This is a genomic window from Rhizobium sp. GW821-FHT14E12 (assembly GCF_058803745.1).
Window position 1 is genome coordinate 717,309 of sequence record NZ_JBXAPH010000002.1, and the last position, 20,537, is coordinate 737,845.

The 20,537-nt window shown below is 58.3% G+C and carries 16 protein-coding genes; 6 read left to right on the forward strand and 10 right to left on the reverse strand.

Annotated elements, in window-relative coordinates; all coding sequences use genetic code 11:
• Window positions 1–98: 98 nt before the first annotated feature.
• Together AC1RO0_RS11445 and AC1RO0_RS11450 are read right to left on the reverse strand one after the other, a co-directional pair.
• Window positions 99–1,160, reverse strand: coding sequence for an LLM class flavin-dependent oxidoreductase (locus AC1RO0_RS11445; protein WP_498593003.1), 1,062 nt, complete (start codon window positions 1,158–1,160; stop codon window positions 99–101).
• A gap of 32 nt (window positions 1,161–1,192) precedes the next feature.
• Window positions 1,193–1,924, reverse strand: a complete 732-nt coding sequence (locus AC1RO0_RS11450) for an SDR family NAD(P)-dependent oxidoreductase (protein WP_498593004.1) — start codon at window positions 1,922–1,924, stop codon at window positions 1,193–1,195.
• A 276-nt stretch (window positions 1,925–2,200) separates the two neighbouring features.
• Here AC1RO0_RS11450 and AC1RO0_RS11455 point away from each other — a divergent pair, with 276 nt between their 5' ends.
• Together AC1RO0_RS11455 and gcvA are read left to right on the forward strand one after the other, a co-directional pair.
• On the forward strand, window positions 2,201–3,274 hold the full coding sequence (locus tag AC1RO0_RS11455; RefSeq protein ID WP_498593005.1) for an LLM class flavin-dependent oxidoreductase: 1,074 nt from the start codon (window positions 2,201–2,203) through the stop codon (window positions 3,272–3,274).
• Window positions 3,271–4,275, forward strand: coding sequence for a transcriptional regulator GcvA (gcvA, locus tag AC1RO0_RS11460; protein ID WP_498593006.1), 1,005 nt, complete (start codon window positions 3,271–3,273; stop codon window positions 4,273–4,275). Before AC1RO0_RS11455 ends, gcvA begins: the two co-directional genes overlap by 4 nt.
• A 22-nt stretch (window positions 4,276–4,297) precedes the next feature.
• Here gcvA and AC1RO0_RS11465 read toward each other — a convergent pair whose 3' ends face one another.
• The 4 genes from AC1RO0_RS11465 to AC1RO0_RS11480 form a co-directional block, all read right to left on the reverse strand.
• Window positions 4,298–4,879, reverse strand: a complete 582-nt coding sequence (locus AC1RO0_RS11465; RefSeq protein WP_498593007.1) for a TadE/TadG family type IV pilus assembly protein — start codon at window positions 4,877–4,879, stop codon at window positions 4,298–4,300.
• Window positions 4,879–5,409: a TadE/TadG family type IV pilus assembly protein gene (locus AC1RO0_RS11470; RefSeq protein WP_498593008.1), complete on the reverse strand. Its 531-nt coding sequence runs from the start codon at window positions 5,407–5,409 to the stop codon at window positions 4,879–4,881. Before AC1RO0_RS11470 ends, AC1RO0_RS11465 begins: the two co-directional genes overlap by 1 nt.
• Window positions 5,406–6,722: a TadE/TadG family type IV pilus assembly protein gene (locus AC1RO0_RS11475; protein WP_498593009.1), complete on the reverse strand. Its 1,317-nt coding sequence runs from the start codon at window positions 6,720–6,722 to the stop codon at window positions 5,406–5,408. The genes AC1RO0_RS11470 and AC1RO0_RS11475 overlap by 4 nt, the downstream gene beginning before the upstream one ends.
• 235 nt (window positions 6,723–6,957) lie before the next feature.
• On the reverse strand, window positions 6,958–7,935 hold the full coding sequence (locus AC1RO0_RS11480; RefSeq protein WP_498593010.1) for a hydrogen peroxide-inducible genes activator: 978 nt from the start codon (window positions 7,933–7,935) through the stop codon (window positions 6,958–6,960).
• Window positions 7,936–8,173: 238 nt separating this feature from the next.
• Between AC1RO0_RS11480 and katG the strand changes: the two genes are divergently transcribed.
• Entirely contained in the window at window positions 8,174–10,372 is a 2,199-nt protein-coding gene (gene katG / locus AC1RO0_RS11485; RefSeq protein ID WP_498593011.1) for a catalase/peroxidase HPI, read from the forward strand.
• A gap of 66 nt (window positions 10,373–10,438) precedes the next feature.
• Here katG and AC1RO0_RS11490 read toward each other — a convergent pair whose 3' ends face one another.
• Window positions 10,439–11,515, reverse strand: a complete 1,077-nt coding sequence (locus AC1RO0_RS11490; RefSeq protein WP_498593367.1) for an alpha/beta hydrolase — start codon at window positions 11,513–11,515, stop codon at window positions 10,439–10,441.
• Window positions 11,516–11,885: 370 nt separating this feature from the next.
• Here AC1RO0_RS11490 and AC1RO0_RS11495 point away from each other — a divergent pair, with 370 nt between their 5' ends.
• Window positions 11,886–13,040, forward strand: a complete 1,155-nt coding sequence (locus AC1RO0_RS11495; RefSeq protein WP_498593012.1) for a glycosyltransferase — start codon at window positions 11,886–11,888, stop codon at window positions 13,038–13,040.
• Window positions 13,041–13,080: 40 nt separating this feature from the next.
• Here AC1RO0_RS11495 and AC1RO0_RS11500 read toward each other — a convergent pair whose 3' ends face one another.
• The 3 genes from AC1RO0_RS11500 to AC1RO0_RS11510 form a co-directional block, all read right to left on the reverse strand.
• Window positions 13,081–14,013, reverse strand: coding sequence for a LamG domain-containing protein (locus AC1RO0_RS11500; RefSeq protein ID WP_498593013.1), 933 nt, complete (start codon window positions 14,011–14,013; stop codon window positions 13,081–13,083).
• A 49-nt stretch (window positions 14,014–14,062) separates the two neighbouring features.
• On the reverse strand, window positions 14,063–15,145 hold the full coding sequence (locus AC1RO0_RS11505) for a glycosyltransferase family 4 protein (protein WP_498593014.1): 1,083 nt from the start codon (window positions 15,143–15,145) through the stop codon (window positions 14,063–14,065).
• Window positions 15,146–15,321: 176 nt separating this feature from the next.
• Window positions 15,322–16,662 (reverse strand): NAD(P)-binding protein, encoded by a 1,341-nt coding sequence (locus AC1RO0_RS11510; protein ID WP_498593015.1) that lies wholly within the window; start codon window positions 16,660–16,662, stop codon window positions 15,322–15,324.
• Between the two features lie 310 nt (window positions 16,663–16,972).
• On the opposite strand from AC1RO0_RS11510, the gene AC1RO0_RS11515 reads away from it, so the two are divergent.
• Both AC1RO0_RS11515 and AC1RO0_RS11520 read left to right on the forward strand, forming a co-directional pair.
• Window positions 16,973–18,940: a hydrolase gene (locus AC1RO0_RS11515; RefSeq protein ID WP_498593016.1), complete on the forward strand. Its 1,968-nt coding sequence runs from the start codon at window positions 16,973–16,975 to the stop codon at window positions 18,938–18,940.
• Window positions 18,941–19,091: 151 nt separating this feature from the next.
• The gene (locus tag AC1RO0_RS11520) at window positions 19,092–20,534 is read left to right on the forward strand and encodes a lipopolysaccharide biosynthesis protein (protein WP_498593017.1); all 1,443 of its coding nucleotides are present in this window, start codon (window positions 19,092–19,094) and stop codon (window positions 20,532–20,534) included.
• Window positions 20,535–20,537 lie beyond the last annotated feature (3 nt).

A 20,537-nucleotide genomic window follows, 5' to 3' on the forward strand; every position in this document is an offset into this window, starting at 1 on the left:
TTGTCCCCGTGAGCGTCGTTGCGTTCACGTCATCTGCTGAAATTCCCTGTCTGTCCTTCCGAGGTGTCTTCCTTCCCTACGCGATCTCTAGACGGCTTCTATCGGCCGATCCTGTCGAGCGGACCCAGCTCCTTCTCGACCAGCGGCAGCACTTCGGCACCGAAGCGCTCCAGCGAGCGGCGCGAGCGGGCGACCGGCATGTCGCCGAACTGGAAGAAGCAATTGTAGTGGCTGGGCCAGAACGTCCTGATTTCAGCAATCAGCCTTTCGGCGACATAATGGGCGTCGCCGATCAGGAGATTGTCGCGGAAGACCTCAAGCGGCGGCTCGTCCGGAAAGGGTGCGGCGACCACATGCGAGCCGTCTAACGTCAGCACGTTGCTGCGCAATCCGTGCACCAGCCTTCCCACCCAGCGGGCGCGTTCAGCCGCCTCCAGCGCCTCTTCCTTGCTGTCGGTCACATGGACGTATTGTTGCAGCGCAACCGGCATGGACCTGCCATCCAGGCCGCCGGCCACCCAGGCGTCGCGCACTTTCTCGGTAATGCCGGGAAGCGCCTGCGATCCGCGCCAGCCGGCGGTGACGAACGGGATCCCGCCCCATTTCGCGAGCGCCTTCAGGATCGGCGGATGCGGCGAGGTGCAATAGACCGGCGGCATCGGCTTCTGCTGGGGCCGCACCGTGAAGACGGCTTCCGGCACATCGACGTAGCGGCCCTTCAGCGCCGCGCGCCCTTCCGTCAGGGCCTGCTCGACGATGCTCCAGTATTCGAGGAAGATATCGGTCTTTTCCGTCACCGCGGCGCCATAGCGCTCGAATTCATAGGCTTGGTAACCGGTCCCGACGCCGAGAACGGCCCGGCCGCCGCTCAACTGGTCGAGAAGCGCGATCTCCTGCGCCACGCGCATCGGATGATAGAGCGGCAGCACGACGACGCCGGCGCCGAGCTTGATGCGGCTGGTGATCCCCGCCATATGCGCGGCGACCATCAGCGGCGAAACACTGATCGAATAATTGGTGAAATGATGCTCCGCGAACCAGGCGATCTCGAAGCCGATATCCTCGGCAAGCCTGACCATGGTGCGCGTGTCCTCGATGATACCGCCGATCCCGCCCGGATTGTCGCGCAGGCTCATAAGGTTGAAAATGCCGAAATGCATGTTAAGTGCCCTGCTTTGATTGGGGAAACGGATCAGGCGATGAAGTAGCCGCCGCTGATGGCGACGGTTTCGCCGACCATGTACCTGTTCTTCTCCGACAGGAGGAAAACGATGACATCGGCGACATCTTCAGGCTCGGCGGCGCGGCCGATGGCGGTCTGGGCCGCAAGCTCCGGCAGAAAGCCCGCCGCGCGCGCCTTTTCCGTCGCAATGCCGGCGGGTGCCACGCCGTTGATGAGGATATTGTCCGGCGCGCAGGCCTCGCCGAGGCTCTTGGTCAGGCTGACCACCGCCGCCTTCATCGCCGCGTAGTGGGCGTTCTTCGGATGAGATTTGAGGGCGTCGATGGAGGCGACATTGACGATGCGCCCGCCGCCATTTTCCTTCATATGCGCGATAACGGCGACGGATACGGCGTAGAGGCCACGCACATTGACCGAGAAGCTGAAATCCCAATCCTCATCGCTGATGTCGAGGATCGGCCGTCTTGGGTAGACGCCGGCGCAATTGCACAGGCCATGAACGCGACCCGCTCTGGCGACGACATCGCCGACGAGTGCGGCGGCGCTGGCGCGGGTGGTGATGTCGCCGATGATGGCGAATGCCGCGCCGCCGGAAGATTCGATTTCGGCAACCACCGCGTCGGCAGCCTTCGGATCGATGTCGATGATCGCGACACGCACGCCTTCCGCCGCAAGCCCGAGCGAAACGGCCTTACCGAGCCCGCTGCCACCACCCGTTACAATCATGGTCTGGTTCTTCATGATACCCCGCTTGGCCGGCCTCACCTTGCCGGTTTCGAATGTCGATGCGGGACTGTCTCCGGTCTTTGGACAATCGGCAAACGATCTCTTCTCATGACCCGATAAGCGCAGACGCTATGACAGGGCTGACTGAAGCTGTACTGTCGTGCACATTAGATAAGCTAATTTGTGGGCCGAACGATCCATGCCTATCATTTAGGCTACTTGGCGAATGCCGGAGAAAATCAAATGCCGTCCGCGCCATGACGCAGGCCGGGACTAGGGAAAGAGACAAATATGGTCAAGCTCGGCCTCTTTAACCTGATGGGGCTTTACGACAGGAACACGTCGCCGGCCTCCGTGCTGAAAACGACGGTCGACGCGGTGAAGATGGCCGAGGATTTCGGCTTCGATGTCGCATGGTTTGCCGAGCACCATTTCACCAATCATTCGATCTGCCCCTCCTCCATGCTCATGGTTGCCCATTGCGCCGCCGAGACCAAGCAGATCCGGCTGGCGCCCGCCGTGCTCGCGCTGCCTTTCTACGATCCGCTGCGCCTGGTGCAGGAGGCGGCCTTCACCGATCTTCTGACGCATGGCCGGCTCGTGCTCGGGTTGGGTTGCGGCTACCAGCCGCACGAATTCGAGCGGTTTCGCGTGCAGCCGGAAGAGCGGCATTCGATCATGCTCGAAGCCTGGACGATCCTCGAACAGGGGTTGACAGCCGGTGTCGTCGAATTCAGCGGCAGGCACTTTTCGATCCCGCGTACCGAACTCTCCATGCGCCCCTTCGGCCTCGCCATGCCGGATGTCTTTGTCGCCACCAGCCACCCCGATCCGATCGCGCGCATGGTCAAAGGCAATCACACGCCGTTCATGAGCTTCGGCCATCGCGGCCTGAGCGCGGCGCGCAGCTTCAAGGACAGGATTGCTACAAGTTGGGCCGACGCCGGCGGCAATCCGGACACGATGCCGCTCGCCGTACAGCGCTATGTCTACGTCACCGAGGACCGCGACGATGCGCGCCATGCGGCGCAGTGCGTACGCGACCTCGCCCGCGCGGCCGTGCCGCTTTCGACGGCCGACCCCACGCGTGACGGCCCGTTCCTGCGCTTGATGCCGCTTAACGACGAGCCGCCGCTCGACGATTTCCTCGATAATGCCGTTATCGGGCCAGCAAGCTATTGCGCGGAAAAACTTGCCGGGGAAATCGAGGCCCTCAAGCCGACGCATCTTTCCTGCTTCATGGGCTTTGCCGGCATCGGGCGGCGGGAAACGCTCGCCTCGATCGAGCGTTTCGGCTGCGATGTCATCCCCCAGCTCGAGGGCCTCGTGGAACTGCGCAATACGACGTTAAGGGATGCCGCATGAACGAACGCCCCTTCGGAACCAAGTTGCTGGGAGAGGCGATCGAGATCGCCACGAATGAGGCGGTGCCGACCGCACCGCAGGACTGCCAGCCATCCGGAGGCTCAGGGCGCCGCATGAATCGACTGCCGCCGCTCAACCTGTTTCGCGTCTTCGAGGCGGCCGCGCGTCACGGCAGCTTCACGGCTGCCGCCGACGAGCTTTGCGTAACCCAATCCGCGGTCAGCCAGCAGATCCGCCAGATCGAGGATCTACTGGATGTGCGGCTGTTTCGCCGCCTGCCACGCCGGGTCGAGCTGACGCGCGAGGGCACCCAGCTTGCAAGCGCCGTGCATGAATCGCTTGCCCTGCTGGCCCGGGCCTGCGAGCGCATCGTCGACCCCATGGCGCCCACGGTGCTGTGCATCAACGCGCCGCCGGCAATCGCCTCGCGCTGGCTGGTACCGCGCCTGAAGCGTTTCATGCAGCTCAATCCGCAGATCAAGGTAACGCTGCTCGCCTCCAACGACACGGTGAATTTCGACCGCCAGGATATCGACATCGCCATTCGCTGGGGTCGCGGCGACTGGCAGGGAGCAAGAGTGGAGCGTCTCGGCCCCGACAAGCTGTTCCCGGTCTGCAGCCCCTCCGTCCTGCGCGAGGGGCCTCCGATCGTCAACCCCGGCGATCTTGCCCACCATACCCTGCTGCAGAACATGAATTCCAGCCTCTGGGCCACATGGTTCGCGACCGCCGGCGTCGCCAGCGTCAATTTCGATGAGACGCTCTATTTCAACGATGCCGGTCTGTTGCTGGATGCAGCGGTGCAAGGCCAGGGTATTGCGCTCGCCAACCACATGCTTGTCGAAAACGACCTCAAGAGCGGACGTTTGATCCGCCCTTTCAATATCGAGATACAAAGTGGCGAGAGCTACCACATCCTGACCAGCCCGGATTTTTCCGAGAAAGCCGCCGTCGCAGAATTTCGCCAATGGATCCGCGCCGAGGGTGCCGAAGCGGGCTGAAGCTGCGACGAAAGAACTTTAGCTATTTATAGGTGATCGTGTTCCCGGCCCTGGGCCGATTGAAGAAGTGGCGGTCGAAACTATAGCCGTTCGTTCCGGTAAAGCTTGCAAACAACGCCGAGACCGGCGTCGTCAAGGTGTATTGCACCCGGGTTAGGACGACTTGCACGCCCGCTTCCTTGATCTGGGAGGGGACGTCGATCGGCGTTGCCGCCCCATAGGTCAAGGCAGATGTATTGAGCGCGGCAGACCAGTTGACCGTGGCGTTGCCGCTTTTGCTGATATCATCCACTGCAATCGTGATCGTGAGCCCTGTGGTGTCATAGGGCTGCAGGATAAAGCTGGCACCGGAAAGAATATTGGCGACGTCGGACTTCGTCCAGGCGCCTTGCTGGGAAATCATGTCCCCCGTGGTGGAGGCGATCTCATCGATCTTCCGGCTGACGGTGAGCGCATGGCCGAGATCGACGGTTCCCACAAGCAAGAGCAGCAGGATCGGCAGGACGATTGCGAATTCCACACCCGAAGTGCCGGACCGGTCACGCGCCAGACGGCGAAGGCAGAACGCGGCAAACCGGTGGATGGGCAAGCTCCGTTTCATCATCAAAAGGGCTCGTTGCGGAACAGAACGGAGGATCCCAGCAAATAACGACCGTCGGCCATCTTGTTGCTCGAGAAGGTGAAGAAGTTGACGACGGCATCCCATGGCAAAAACGCCTGAACCAGAATGTAGTCGCTGCCCTTGCCAATATTATAGGTCTCGGTCACGGCAAGATTACCGCTGGCATTGATGGGATTGGCACTGGTGGCGGACGACAGAGCCGAGAGAACGTCAACCTTGACAAGGAGATTGCTGGAACAACTGAACGCTAGAAGCATATCGTCGCAGATTTTGGCCTTGAAGGCGGCTTGGGTGATCTTAGAGGAAGCAACCTCTCCGGTGCGGATCATTCGGGAAATCTTTTGAACCGATGCGTCCATTGCTGAATTCACGAAAAACATCACCGATATCTCGATGATCGCGAAGATCAGCATGAACAGCGGCAGGGCCAGGAGCGCAAACTCGATCGCGGCCACGCCTTTCCGGTCAGCGAGGAGGCGGCGGAACGATGCAAATGGCCCAGCACGCATCATTGGGTCAGCCGAACGGAGGCAAGATATTGCGTGAAGAGTGCCGACAAGCCGTTCGTAATGTCCGTCGCAGAGGAGGCAGACATGAACAGGCTTTTCGAGGAAGCGCAGTCGGACAACGCATAGGGGATGTAGTCGCGTCTTGAGATGCTGGTTGGCACGCCGCTTTCCATCGTGCCGCCCCAGGTGCTTTTCCAGTTGGCGCTCGCCATGGTCGAGCCGACGGTTGCGTTGTAGCCCCAATCCGTGGTGATCGGCAGATATTCGGTATAGAGAACCGCCATGGTGGCAGACTGTTTTTTGATGTAATCGCACCAGGCCGGATTGAGCGGCGCCACCTTCGGCTGAGTTTTCGCGCCACTGGTTACCCATTCGCGCCGTGATTGGACGCCATCGGTCAACAGGAGCACCAATTTGAGTGGCGTAGCCGAAGAGGAACCGTCCCCGCCCGTTCCGACTTTATTCTTCAAGGCAGCCAGAGAGACATCAAAATAGGTATAGGTCGTCGACGTTGCGCTTGTAAGGTCCGAATCCACGCGATTACCAGCGGCAGTGGTGTCCAAGGTTGGCGCCAAAACTTCCGTAATCGTATCGCCCAGACTATACAGCCCAACCCTGATTCGCTCATGATTGGTGTCGGAGGCACTGATCATGTTGATCACTTCATGAACAGCATCCACGGCAACATCTGCGCGCAGCTTGATTTTCTTTTCAGAACTATAAGCATAATTGTTGGCGTATTCCGCACCTGCGACAGTTTGCTTATCGCCGTCATGGCAGGCGAACTGACATCCGATGGCCTTATACATGGCCTGTTGACCCGCGGTCGTCGCTGCTAGGAGCATCGATGGGGATTTGTCGATCACGATATAGACGTTGAGGTAGGATGATGCCGGTCCCTTGACGGCGCTGGCGACGCTGACGGGGACGGTATTGATATTGGCGATCTTCATCAGGGTCGTGGGAACAGTCCCGCTCGCCGTCGCCGTTATGCGATGGTTGGTCGTATCGATTTCGATATCGCCGAGAGAATAGCTGCTTTCCGTCTGCGCATGGAACCAGTCGGAAACCTTCTGCTTGAGGGCGGCCGCATCACCAGCGTCGACATTCTTGACTGCGGCAATCAGCGCCGCGTCGAGATCGCTCTGCATACTCTGGCGGACATTGTAGGCGCGGATATAGTCAAAGCTGGCACCGACCGCGAGCAACATCGGCACCATGGTGAGGGCAACAACGATCGCGACATTGCCGCTGCGGTTCCTTCCCAAGGCGCGCAATATAGCGAAGAATCGGTTGTTTAAAATATCCCGCTTCAAGAACCACCATCACTAAAATTACAAAAAAGTGATGAGTATCACGGACACACGAAAGTTAATCTTTCATGGATTCTTGCTATAACTGGACAAGATCGCAATCATTGTGCATATTTTTCTGCGTAATTTGGATATCATTTCGTATTTTGTATCTTAGTAATGATATATACTTATCATCTATAAGTAGAGTTAGATAAATCGAAAATATTACCGGCAGCTGCTTCGATGTAAAGATCGCTCAATTCGCACCGCCCTCCACCATCCCTACGTTAAGACCATCAACCCCAGGCTCCCGGGTCGATAATGTCGGACTGTATTGCGCACGCATCGCATCGGCCGACTGCCGGACGACTTCGGAAATCTGCAGGAACTGCTTGGCCAGTGGGCTTGTCTTGCGCCAGATCATGCCGATCGTTCGCGACGGCTGGACGTTCTGAAAACGCGCAACGGACACTGACGCCGAGCGCGTCTCCACCCCAACGGCCATTTCCGGGATCAAGGTGACGCCGATGCCGGCGCTGACCATCTGGACCAGTGTCGACAAAGAGCTGCCGTCCATCAATTCCCGCGGCAGTGCCGACTGTATGTTGCAGAACGACAAGGCCTGATCGCGAAAGCAATGCCCCTCCTCGAGCAGAAGCAGCCTCATCTCCCGTAGTGCTTCACGATTGGGTACTGGCTTGCCCTCGTCCTCGCCAGGCCGGACCAGCACGAAATTCTCCGAGAACAGCGAAACCTCGGTCAGCGAAGGCTCGGAGACCGGCAGGGCAACAATCGCCGTGTCGAGCCGGCCCTCCGCCAGCTCCTGCACCAGCTTCGAGGTCAGCGTCTCGCGCACATGAATCTCAAGGCCGTCATGCAGGCGGGTGAGATTGCCGATGATCGCCGGCAACAGATAGGGTGCGACCGTCGGGATGATACCTATCCGCAGCCGTCCCACCAGCCTGTCCTGCGAGGCCCGCGCCAGATCCCCCAATTCGTCGACCGAGCGCAAGATTTCGCGCACGCGCAGTGCAAACGCCTCTCCAAAGCTGGTCAGCCGAACCTGGCGCGCGCCTCTCTCGAAGAGCTCCGTACCGAGCGTTTCCTCCAACTCCTTGATTTGCATCGACAGAGCGGGCTGGGAGATCGCGCAGATATCGGCCGCGCGTCCGAAATGTCCCTGTCGTGCCAGGGCCTCGAAATAGCGAAACTGCTTCAGTGTCAAGTTTGTCATAACCTCACCTTATCGCGACGATCAGAAAATCCAACTTAAATTAATGAAGCCGCTTCGGTATAGTCTCGAAAGCAGAGGTGGAATGCGTCACTGTCACATACGGCTCATACAGTCGCGACAGACCGTGCGCAGATCATCGATGTCCGGACTATCCAGAACGCTGACGCCCCAAGCACGTTCGCCTCAGGACGGTCTTTTTCAGACCAGCTCAATTCAAGGAATCTCAAGGGAGAGAAATATGGATACGAAAGTCGACAACGCGGGCAAATGTCCCGTCGTGCATACGCACACGGCCCACGGCGGCAGGTCGAACCGGGACTGGTGGCCGAACCAGCTCAACCTCAGGATTCTCCATCAGAACTCCTCCCTGTCCGACCCCATGGGCACGGCGTTCAACTATGCCGAGGAGTTTAAGAAGCTCGACCTGGAAGCCCTGAAGCAGGACCTCCATGCGCTGATGACCGATTCGCAGGAATGGTGGCCGGCCGACTTCGGCCACTACGGCCCGCTTTTCATCCGCATGGCCTGGCACAGCGCCGGCACCTACCGCACTGGCGATGGCCGTGGGGGCGCCGGAGCCGGTCAGCAGCGTTTCGCGCCGCTCAACAGCTGGCCTGATAACGTCAACCTCGACAAGGCCCGCCGCCTGCTCTGGCCGATCAAGCAGAAATACGGCAACCGGATCTCCTGGGCCGACCTGCTCGTCCTCACGGGCAATGTCGCACTGGAATCGATGGGCTTCAAGACCTTTGGCTTCGCCGGCGGCCGCGCCGATGTCTGGGAGCCGGCGGAAGACGTTTATTGGGGCTCCGAGGACACCTGGCTTGGCGACAAGCGTTACTCCGGCGACCGCGAGCTCGAAAAGCCGCTCTCCGCCGTGCAGATGGGCCTGATCTACGTCAACCCGGAAGGCCCGAACGGCAACCCGGATCCGCTTGCCGCAGCCCGTGACATCCGTGAGACCTTCGCACGCATGGCCATGAACGACGAGGAAACCGTCGCCCTCATCGCCGGCGGTCATACCTTCGGCAAGACCCATGGCGCGGGCGACGCCGCACATGTCAGCGCCGATCCCGAGGCGGGCGATATCGAGGAGCAGGGCTTCGGCTGGAAGAGCAGCTATGGAACGGGCAAGGGCGGCGACACGATCAGTAGCGGCCTGGAAGTCATCTGGACAACGACGCCGACGAAATGGAGCAACAACTTTTTCGAAAATCTCTTCGGCTTCGACTGGGAGCTGACGAAGAGCCCGGCCGGCGCCCACCAGTGGACGCCGAAGAATGCCGGCGGCGCCGGCACCGTGCCGGACGCGCACGACCAGTCCAAGCGTCACGCACCGGCCATGCTGACCACGGACCTTTCGCTGCGCTTCGACCCCGCCTATGAGAAGATTTCCAGGCGCTTCTTCGAAAATCCGGATCAGTTCGCCGACGCCTTTGCCCGCGCCTGGTTCAAGCTGACCCACCGCGACATGGGTCCGCGCGTGCTCTATCTCGGCCCGGAAGTTCCCTCAGAAGAACTGATCTGGCAGGACCCGATCCCCGCCGTCGACCACCCCCTGATCGACGCCAAGGATATCGCCGATCTCAAGGGCAAGATCCTCGCATCGGGACTGCCGATCTCGCAGCTGGTCTCCACCGCCTGGGCTTCGGCGTCAACCTTCCGCGGCTCGGACAAGCGCGGTGGCGCAAACGGTGCACGCATCCGTCTTGCGCCGCAGAAGGATTGGGAGGTCAACCAGCCGGCGCAACTGGCGACCGTGCTCGCAACGCTTGAAGGCATCCAGAAGGCGTTCAACGACGCCCAGTCTAGCGGCAAGAAGGTGTCGCTCGCGGATCTGATCGTCCTTGCTGGTTCTGCAGCCGTCGAAAAGGCGGCGAAGAATGCCGGTCACGACATCGAGGTTCCCTTCACGCCGGGCCGTACCGACACCACGCAGGAACAGACCGACGTGGAGTCCTTTGCCGTTCTGGAACCGATCGCCGACGGGTTCCGCAACTATCAGAAAGGCGAATACACCATTTCGCCCGAGGAGTTGCTGATCGACAAGGCACAGCTGTTGACGCTGACCGCGCCGGAATTGACGGTTCTGGTCGGCGGCCTGCGTGTGTTGAACGCCAATGCCGGACAATCCCAGCATGGCGTCTTCACCAAGCGCCCTGAAACGCTCACCAACGATTTCTTCGTCAACCTGCTCGACATGAGCACGGCATGGAAGGCCTCCCCGGACTCGAAATATGTGTTCGAGGGACGCGACCGCAATACGAATGAAGTCAAGTGGACCGGCACGCGTATCGACCTCGTCTTCGGCTCCAACTCGCAGCTGCGGGCACTCGCCGAGGTCTATGGTCAGGGCGACACGCAGGAGAAGTTCGTCCGTGACTTCGTGGCGGCCTGGACGAAGGTGATGAACGCCGATCGCTTCGATCTGATCTGATCCGGACCTAAATGCATTTGGGCGCGGCTGAATCCCAGCCGCGCCCGATTCCATATATTGGAAGCTTTACTGCGGATTGACCGCTCGGCTAGCCAGTCGGAAGGGGCTGGATATCGTTGCGCCGATGGCATTGAAGACGAAGGCTCCGGCCTTTCCGACCGCGTTCGTTTTTCCATTCGTGCCAGCATCAAAATTCGGATTCATCGACGCCAGAGCGATGAAGCGATCATGATTACCGGGATCGGACGCTTTGAGCTCTGAAATGTCGATCAATCGGACACCGGCCTTGACCGCCGCCTGCCGGACGAATTCATCCCTGACATCAAGCGCACCGACGCGGGGCACACCGCTTCCCAAAAATGTCGAGGCTTCCAGCGCGCGGTCGTCCCGCGAGACGAGCACCGTCAAAGGAGGAGACATTTTGCCGATGACATTCAGCTGCGAGATAAACACATCCGCATCGATATCCGGCGCCGCCAGCACCACAGTCAGCTTGGCCAGCACATCCTCGCGGCCTTCCAGTTTCAATTGCCTGAGAGCCTCGGTGGTCAACCAGCCGCCCATGCTATGACCGAACACCATGACTTCGCCACGCTTGCGATCCCTGGTGATATCCACGAGAAGCTGCGTCAGATTATCCCGGGAAAATGTGGCTGAATCCTTGTCGGCTATATAGCCCGCTAAAGCTGCCTGCGACGGCCATGAGAACAAGATCGGCACGGCCGGGAGATTTGAATCCGCTCTTAACTGGGCAAGCCGAAACAGGGATTCCTGAAAGTTGTAATTATAACCGTGGACGAAGACGACAACCCGGCGCTCTTCGCCCTTGTCGGGAAGCGTCTTCAAAAAACTCTCCCGGTTAAGGACGGCCTGGCCGGTGACCGCGAATGTCTTCTGCGGGTCCGGTTTCGGACGGGGCCATTCTATCTGACCGCTCTTATGCGTCGGAGGGATGGAGATCGTGAAGCGGGCGTAGTTCGTTGAAATCGACCGTCCGTTCGTGAAAATATTCTGCGCCGGATCTTTTCTTGGCCTGGTCGTTGCCGAATAGACCGTGAACGTATTCGTCGTTGCGGGCGCTTTGGAGACCGTTTCCAATACCTCAGGTCCTGGGCGGCCCGCACATGAGGTGAGCATGGCCATTATCAGAAACAGGCTAAATCTTTTCATTCTTCGGCCTTTACGCCCAGTTACCACGCAAGGGCATTAGCATGCACAGGGCTGCTATTCAAACGATTCATTGACTCATGCGTCAACGAATTGAAAACGGCCATCGAGAGACCGCTGCTCTACTCAAGCCTGATGCAAGGCGCCGGCAAGGCTTTCATCATTTTTCAAGCTGCAGCAAAATCCACTTTATAGGCTGTTCAGATGAGGGAGATACTTATCGAATTTCAAGCTGCGAATATTACTATTTCTCTTCTGAATAATACTGAAGGCACTCGCCATTTATTATTAATGCTGTACTCTGCATCGTGCCATCAAGACCTGTCAGCTCGAATAGGACGCGCGCATGCAAATGAAAGCTGAGTTGCCGAGCGGGAAAGAACAAGCACCAATTCACAGCCGCATAAAAATTCTTTATATTCAACCCGGTACTAGCTCTTTTGCCGGCATTGAGCGCGTCGTCGATACGATATGCTCTGCCCTGTCCGAAAAATATGCGGCCGATTTCGAGATTGACGTCCTCTACACGTCGCAGCACAAAAACCGGCCAGCCGGAAAGCAAAGCTACAATACGATCGATAGAATTGCGCACAACAGACGAGAATTGGTGTCTATCTTAAGAAGCGTGTTCAAGAGCAAGGACTACGGCTTGATCGTCGTCCCGCAGATCGAGCCGACGGTCATCTGCATGATGGCTTGCCTCGGAATCCGAAGGAATTTCGCCATGCATCTGCATGGCAATCCACGGTTGGAACCGAGCCACCTGAAGGCCAAGATCCTGTTCTTCCTGATGAAGATCTATTTCATCAAGCGCCTGTCCTATGTCTTCGGCACATCGCCGAAGCAGCTCGAGTCATTCAAGGCAATGTTTGCCAGCAAGACCCCGCAATACTGGCTGCCAAATCCCGTCAGAAAATTCGATGCCGGAAGAATAAAACCTCTTGAGGACGTAAACTGCGTTACCTTCGTGAATGTCGGCCGATTTTCCTATCAAAAGGGGCAGGATATCCTGCTGGACGCATTCGCCGAACTCTGCAAGGTTCGCAAGAACGTCAGACTGAAGGTCGTCGGTTATGGCGCGGGAGAGGCCGAACTGCGCGATCAGATCAGACGGCTGGAACTTGATGATGTGGTGAGCATCGAGCACCACCCGGACAATCCGCAGCCGGCCTTGTCCACCAGTGACGTCTACGTATCGACATCGCGTTGGGAAGGCTGGTCGCTGGCGATATGCGAAGCCTTGAGGTTTGGCCTGCCGGTCATCTCGACCGACTGCGAATTCGGTCCGAGCGACATTCTCGTCGACAGGCGTCTCGGACGCCTCGTTCCGGTGAGCGGCGGCGATGAACTGGTCAAGGCGATGATTTATTACTGCGACAACCTGCAGGATGAATTGTCCCATGCAGAATTCAGGCAGAGCTTCATAGACAGTTTCGACACAGAGCGGGTTGTCGATGTGCATGCGGACGCCTTGCGGGTTGCCGCGAAAGAGATTTCATAGGCCTTGGTGACGATCGCCGACGAGGCAAATCGATGATACGTTATGCATAAACCTGCATATAATCGACCCGCATATGGGTTAGCCGGTCTTCCGGCTTCAGCGGATTGGGGAACGGCACGTCCGACCGCAAGGCAAGGGTAAGCAGCGGCCAGAACACATCGCCGCCCGCATCCATCTCCGCCGCGCGCCCCAGCGTCCAGTCGATCGGCTGCTGGGTTTTCGGGTCACGAATCTGCTTGCGCTCGAAGTAAAAGCGGCAGCGGGCGCCCTCAATGAGCAGGCCATAGCGGAAATAGCCCGTGGTGATGTCGACGCTGGTCGGGACGCCGATGCCCTCATGATGCTCGCCCGGCTTGCCCCATTCGTGCAGATATGCGCCATAGAGATCGTGTTCCCATCCCTTCTGTTCGACGATATCGAGTTCGACGCTCGTCTGCGGAAAGAGAATGCTCCTGCCGTTCATCAGCCAGAAGGCGGGAAAGCTCAAGGGGTGGGCGGGAAACCACATGCGCGCCTCGAAATACCCCTGCCGCCACCCTTTGAGGATCGTGCCGTCGGACTTGGCGGTTTGGATATTGCCGGAAATCCATTGGTATTCAGGCAGGTTATTGCCGTAATAGCTCGGCACGTTCATCTGGCGTCCAATATACTGGGCCGAGATTTGCAGCGCCTTGCCGTTGCTCGCTGATGGGTCGTCCACGATCGCATAGGGATTGAATCCCTCTTCGCCATCAATCCGGCTGAAGGCGGATCGCCCGTAGAAGCCGGTATCGAAAGTGGTCGCCTTGGGACCGGCATGCCAGATCGTCGTATCGAGCGCTGTAAACCCTTCGTCGAAGATAAGGTTGCGGCCTTCGGTCGGATCGGGAGCCTCTTCGGCGGAGGGCCGATTGTTCGTCAAGAGCAGTCCACCGGCGGCGGCAAGCGAGGCAGCTCCTATCAGGACGTTGCGCCGAGACGTTGCGATCGTCATTTCCTGTCCTCTGTTGATCCTGTCGCGCGCTTCGATGCCACGTCGCCAGCTAGGCGGCGGCTTGTGCGACTTTCGAGCTCGGTTCAAGGGCGCCCGCATAGACATCCATGGTCTCGCGAGCGACACGGTCGATCGTCATGCGTTCGATCCGTGTCTGGCTCTTGTCCTGCCATTCCCCGATACGACTGGGGTCTTCAAGCAGGCCGCAGAGCACTGCCGCCAGCGCCGGCGGATCGTGCGGCGGCACGAGAATTCCGGCCGCGCCATATTCCAGCAGTTGCGGAATGCCATCCACTTTCGTCCCGATGACGGCGCAGCGCGCCTCGCGCGCCTCGGAGAGGACCAAGGGGGCCGGGTCGGCGTGGGATGGCAATACGAAAATGTCGGCGCCCACCATCCAGGGGAAAGGATCTTCCTTTGCGCCCAGGAATGTGACGGCCGCCGCGCAATCCATCTTCGCGACCGTCTCCTGATACTCTGCGTGGAACGGCCCCTCCCCGACGATGTAGAGCCTCGCCGTCGGATGCTTCTCATGCGCGAGCCGGAAGGCTTCGAAAAGATCGGGGAGGCCCTTTCGAGGGTGCAGACCGCCGACAAAGAGGATGCTCGGAGACCCGAGAACGACGGGCAACGGACTGCGGTTTTCGATACGCGCCGAACCGATCGTGCCATTGAGGACGACACGAAGCTTCGATGTCGGGATTCCGCGCTTCAGCATTGACGCGCCGACGGCCTCGCTCACCGCGATCACGCGCGTTCCGAGACCCATCAGGATCGCGCTTTTCTCGAATTCATTGTGGACCGTGGTGACAAGCGGGATGCCGGCGACTTTGCAGATCGGCCAGGCCAACACGGCGCTTGTCATCATATGGGCATGAACGATCTCCGCCCGCCATGCGCGAACATGTCTGCGCAATGCGTACGAGGATTTCAGCAGGTTGAACGGTTTTCTCTGATGATCGATCACCACTGTCGTGACGCCGTGTCTGTGGAGCAGCTGATCGAAATCGCCACCACCGCTCGCGACGCAGACATCATGGCCAAGCTTGGCTTGCGCACAGGCCAGATCGACCGCCGCATGGACATGTCCGTTCAGCCTGTTCGTGTGATTGAGAATATGCAAAATCCGCATGAAACCGCACCCAATACCATTGTCGACAAATACAAATTTTTCGATGCCGGAATAAATCTGGGTTATCGCTCAATATTCCCGGCTATATCCCGCCAAAATGTCAGCCATCATCAAGATTTTAAGCCTATCCGGCACATGCATATGCTTCATTTTTCCACGACCGCGCGGAAAACTATCTAGACAATTTGCTTGACGCGGAGCGCTGCCTCGGCCTCCACTGTGGAGGCGCGTGCGGTCGGTTGATAGTTGAATCCACCCTGACGTCCGAGAGATTCGAGGCCGAACGCCTGGAGTTGCCGAATAGCTTCGGCGGCGTGTTGAGCAGCGCCTCGACTATAGATCGGATAGGCCTCTTCCAGGACATAGCTTCCTTCCAGCTTGAGGTCGCCTTGGAACAGTCCATTGGCGCGGACATGCTCCCTGAAGTCGTCCTCGGCCTGCTGTACCGAGCCGCCGGCGTGATTGCCGATGACCTCAGCCGTGAAATATTCACGACCGTCGGCGCAACCATAAAAGTCGGAATACATCGTCAGGCGCTTCCACGCGCCTTCGTGGGAAAAATTATAGATGATCGACTGACGAAACCCGCGATCGCCGGAGAAGCTGAAATAGAGACCGATGAGCGTGATCGTGTCGAGCTTTCGCCCGGAATCGAGCCCGCATAATTCTTCCGCCCTGTGAATAGGAATGGTCGAGATGATCCGGTCGCATGCGACAATTCTATCTTTGAGTTGCAGATGAAATTGGTCCTGGATCTTGTAGATCCTCAGCATTTCAGCAGCCAAATGAAACGCGGCGCCGTCTTTTTCCAGCCGATCGGCAGCGGCTTTGTAAAGAAATCGAAATCCCTCCTTAGGGCGCGCCATTTGCCGATTGGTCGGGCCTTGCCGTTTCGGCTTCAACACGCGGGAAATAAGATTCTGAATGGAGGCATGCTCGCTGATCCAAAGCATCCGCTTCCGGGCGAGATCGATATCGATCCCATCCGTCGCAACCCCGTAGAAGCGTCTCATGTAGGATTCCAGGCCGGAGCGATGGAGCAACCGTCCACCAATCCAGTAGCGCGCGAACTCTCGTGCATTGCGCATTTTCCGCTGGAACAGACGGGCATAGATCACGGACGCGAAAATCCGCGCGGTTTCCAGTAGTCCCGCACCGAAAATATCGTCTCGAACTGAAATCGGATAGGTGGTGATCATCCCTTGAGGGTTCAGCCGTGCCCATTGCGGATTGATCGGCACATATAAAGGCAACAGCTCGGGAAAGTGCTCAAGCAGGGGAGAATCGTCCTGGAAAATCAGGCTGCCGATATCGAAGGTGTATCCTCCGGAGGACCAGTCGATGTGGTTTCCACCGATATGGTCATATTCGTCGACGATGAGAACCCGGGCATAGCCCTGCCGCAGCAGTACCGACGCGGAAACCAGTCCTGAAATACCGGCCCCAAGGACGACGGCATCAAACCGTTCCGCCTCGGTGACGGGGTCGATGATGGTCTGATGGCCTGCATCATTCATGGAGTCACCCTCACCTCCAGCCGTTTTGCAAGCGTAGATTATCTTTTGAGATATTGGAAGTTGAATTCAAACATATAATCTAAATAATTCGGATATTACAGTGCATACTAATCCTCTCTGGGAGAAAAATGGAACATAAATTCAGGTGATTTCCTTTATATTTCCGAATAGTACTTGATATATTTTACTCTATGCTGCTAGTCTATGCTTCAAATCGATATCGAACCATTGTTATAAGCAGTTCGATATTGAAAATCATATCTTGCTTGGAAAAATCGACTGAATTCGGTGCACGCCGAGGGGGTGTTTAGTGCTACGGCGAAGCCTCGACGATTTCTATCAGCATGCCGACGAAATCGAGCTGATTTCTACCGACGTGTTCGACACGCTACTGTTGCGCCGTGGAAAGTCGCAGCGTTCCCGGATCGCTGCGGGTGAAGCGCGTTTTGCGCATCTCCTAAGAGATCGTGGCCTGTCCATCGGCAAGAACGAACTTGTCAGAGCTCGCCTCCTTGCTCAGAAATTTGCTTACCGCGCGCTCAATGCAGGCGGTGGTACAGGTGAAGTTCGCCTCACCGATATCATCCGCAGCCAACTGGCGTTGCTCGGCCTACCGGAAAGCCTGACAGAGGAGCGCCTCGCCATAGAACTGGCCGTCGAAAAGACGTCTCTCTCGGCAAACGCAGCGCTCGCCACCTTACTGAGGCGATATCGACAGGCAGGCGCCCGAATTGTCGCTGTGAGCGACACGGGGCTTTCCACCGACCACCTTGCCGAATTGATCAACCATTTCCATGGTCCGGGGTTGATCGACAGGATTTATTCAAGCGCCGATGCCCAGGCGAGCAAACGCTATGGCGGGCTGTTCTCCATCGTGCTTGAAAGCGAGGCCGTTTCTCCATCCCAGGTTCTGCACATCGGTGACGATGTGACGGCCGATGTCCGGATACCCGGCGCAATGGGGATCAAGACGGTTCACCTTCCAAGAAGCCGTTTTGATCGCTACGCCTCGCGCGCGGACGGCGCAGCCACCGAAGCGGTCAGACAGATCCGCCAGCGCCTGGCGCATCACGGCCAGGATATTCCGGCGCCAAACGACAAGGTCTCCTTCGGCCGAGAGGTTTTCGGGCCAATCGTCGCGGAGTTCTGTCTGTTCATCTGGCTATATGCCACGCAGGCAAAAGTTGGCGGCGACACCTCGCTGTTGTTCTGCGCCAGAGGCGGCATTGGCATCAGGGAGGCTTTCGAGCGGGTTTTGCAGGCGCTCGGCCTGCCGCTTGACCTCAAGCGTGACAATATTCTGATTTCAAGGCTTGTCGCCGCGCGTTCGGCGATCATGACCAGGAGCCCAGCAGTACTGGACGAACTTGGCCGGGAGTTCCAGAACGGGAGCTTCGCGGACGTCGCCCGCGCCTTGGGTGGACAGAGCTACGAATTGCAGGAGCCTTGGCAACAGGTTTTCGATCCAAAGCGATTTTTCACGCTGCTCGATAGCCGTGTCGGCCAAGCGGTGCTGGATGACATTCGCAAGCAGAACGACCTGTTCATTCGCCATCTCGATCAGATTTCGGATCAGGCAAAACGCATCGTTCTTTGCGATACCGGCCTTTACGGAAGCACCCAGCGACTGCTGGGCGCCGGCCTTCCCGATCGCCGGTTCGAGACCATCCAATTTGCGCGCTGCAATTACAAGGGACTGAGCGAAGACCATTTTCCGATGGTCGCTGGCCTCGTCGTTGAGCAGAACCTGTACAATCCCTTCAAGGTGGAAACCGTGATCCTGCGCTACTGGCAGATCATCGAGAGCCTGTTTGAGCCTGCCTTGCCGTCCGTTCGTCAGTTCAGCGAGGATGCCGACGGCATTGTCGTCGCCAATTCCGGCGATATCCGGTATGGCAAGCTGGATCCGGCGGCGGGTAATCCGCTTCTGTCCGGAGCCCTGCAATATATCGATCGGATCAGTAGCGGTGCGCAGGTCTTGCGTGACGCCGATTGTGCCTGGTTGCGCCTGAAGCAAGCCATCACCAATCCGAGCCGGATCGATATCGTCGCACTCGGTGTTGGCGCCCGCTCGGTCGACTTCGGCCGTTCCGACGTTGTGCATGTGCTCAATCGTCCGCAGAACGCGGCTCTCTCCAAGAAACTGATGTCGGTCAAATCGCATCTGTGGCGCGAGGGTGCAATTGCGCGCGACTTCCCTCTGCTCAAACCGCCGCTGCTTGCCGCGCTTGAAATGGCGCATGTGCTGCGAGGGGTTTCGGCTCGCCTATATCGTTGAATTTTATGCCAAGGACATGTCCATGACTATTGTAACGCGTCTTAAGCATGGTTCCGTCGAAGCACAACCAGAAGAGCTTCCGCCCACCATGGAACGGCATGGAGCCAATGTCGGGTTACCATGGCGATGGGCGAGGTCTTAGAGGTTCAGGATGCTCGCGTTCAAAGCCTTCAAAGGAGCCGGCTGGCTCATCGTGTCACGCTTCCTCGGGCGCATCATCGACTTCTTCACGCTTCTGTTCCTCGCTCGTATCCTGACCCCCGCCGATTTCGGTCTGGCGGCGCTAGCAATGTCGCTTGTCGTCGTCGTCGACACCGTCCTTGAGGTGCCGGTGACGCAGGCTCTGGTCCGGCTGAACGTCATCGACAAGAGCCATCTGGACACCGGTTTCACGCTGAGCGTCATGAGGAGCGCATTGATCGCGCTCATCGTCATGACCGCCGCCTGGCCCTTTTCGATGTTCAATCACAACCCTCAACTGATCCCGCTGATTGCCATGCTGGCATTAGGCCCGATCGTGAAAGGGTTCTACAGTCCGGCAATGGTGCATTTCGCCCGAAATATGGGCTTCCAGCAGACCTTCATGATGGAGTTTTCCGGAAAGCTGTGCGCTTTCGTCGTCTCCATCATCATCGTTTTTTCCGGAGGGGCCTATTGGGCCATCGCGGCCAACTTCGTCACCAATTCGATAGCGGCCGTGGCTATGTCCTATGTGCTTGCCCCATACCGGCCGGCGCTCTCGCTGGCGCGACTATCAGACTTTGCCGGCTTCGTCGGCTGGTTCAGCTCCGCGCAACTGGTCTCGGCGCTGAACTGGCAATTCGACCGCTTTCTGATCGGCGCTGGCACCGACAGCACCACGCTCGGCCGCTATGCCGTGGCGAGCGACGTGTCTGTGGTGCCGACGCAAAGCCTGATCGGTCCGGCACTGCAGCCGGTGATGGCTGCCTTCTCGCAGATCAACTCGGATCCTCAGCGAATGAGATTGGCCTTTCTCAAGGCCGCCCGTTTTGCAATGCTGATTTCGGTGCCCGCCTGCGTCGGGATCTCGCTGACATCGGACCTTGTCACCGATCTCCTGCTCGGAGAAAAATGGAAGGATGCTGCTCCTCTGCTGAGCATGCTTTCATTGGCGGTGATCCCGATACCCTACTTCCAGACACTGTATTCGGCCAGCCTCGCTCTTGACCGCCCTCATATTCTCTTCCGGCTGAATGCCATCGACCTCTGCTTCAGGATTGTTCTGATCTCGATCGGCTTCTATTTCTTTTCGACCGGCGGTGTCAGCGTGGCGAGGGTTATCCTCTCGGCCATCATGTTCGCATTCTACCTGAACGACGCCCGGCGGCTGTTGGGGCTTGGTATCGGAGCGCAGCTGAAAAACATATGGAAGATCGGCCTTGCCGCGATCGTCATGGTCGTGTGGGTTCTCATGCTGCGAGACGAGCTGGCGGGACGGTCCTGGAACCATGTCCTGGAGCTTGCCCTCGTCGTGGCGACGGGTGCGGCGGCCTATGTCGGGACGCTCTTTGCCCTCGGCGTACGACTGATCGCCGGACGTGGACGGCTCGAACTGGCTGACCGTCGTCGGTGATCC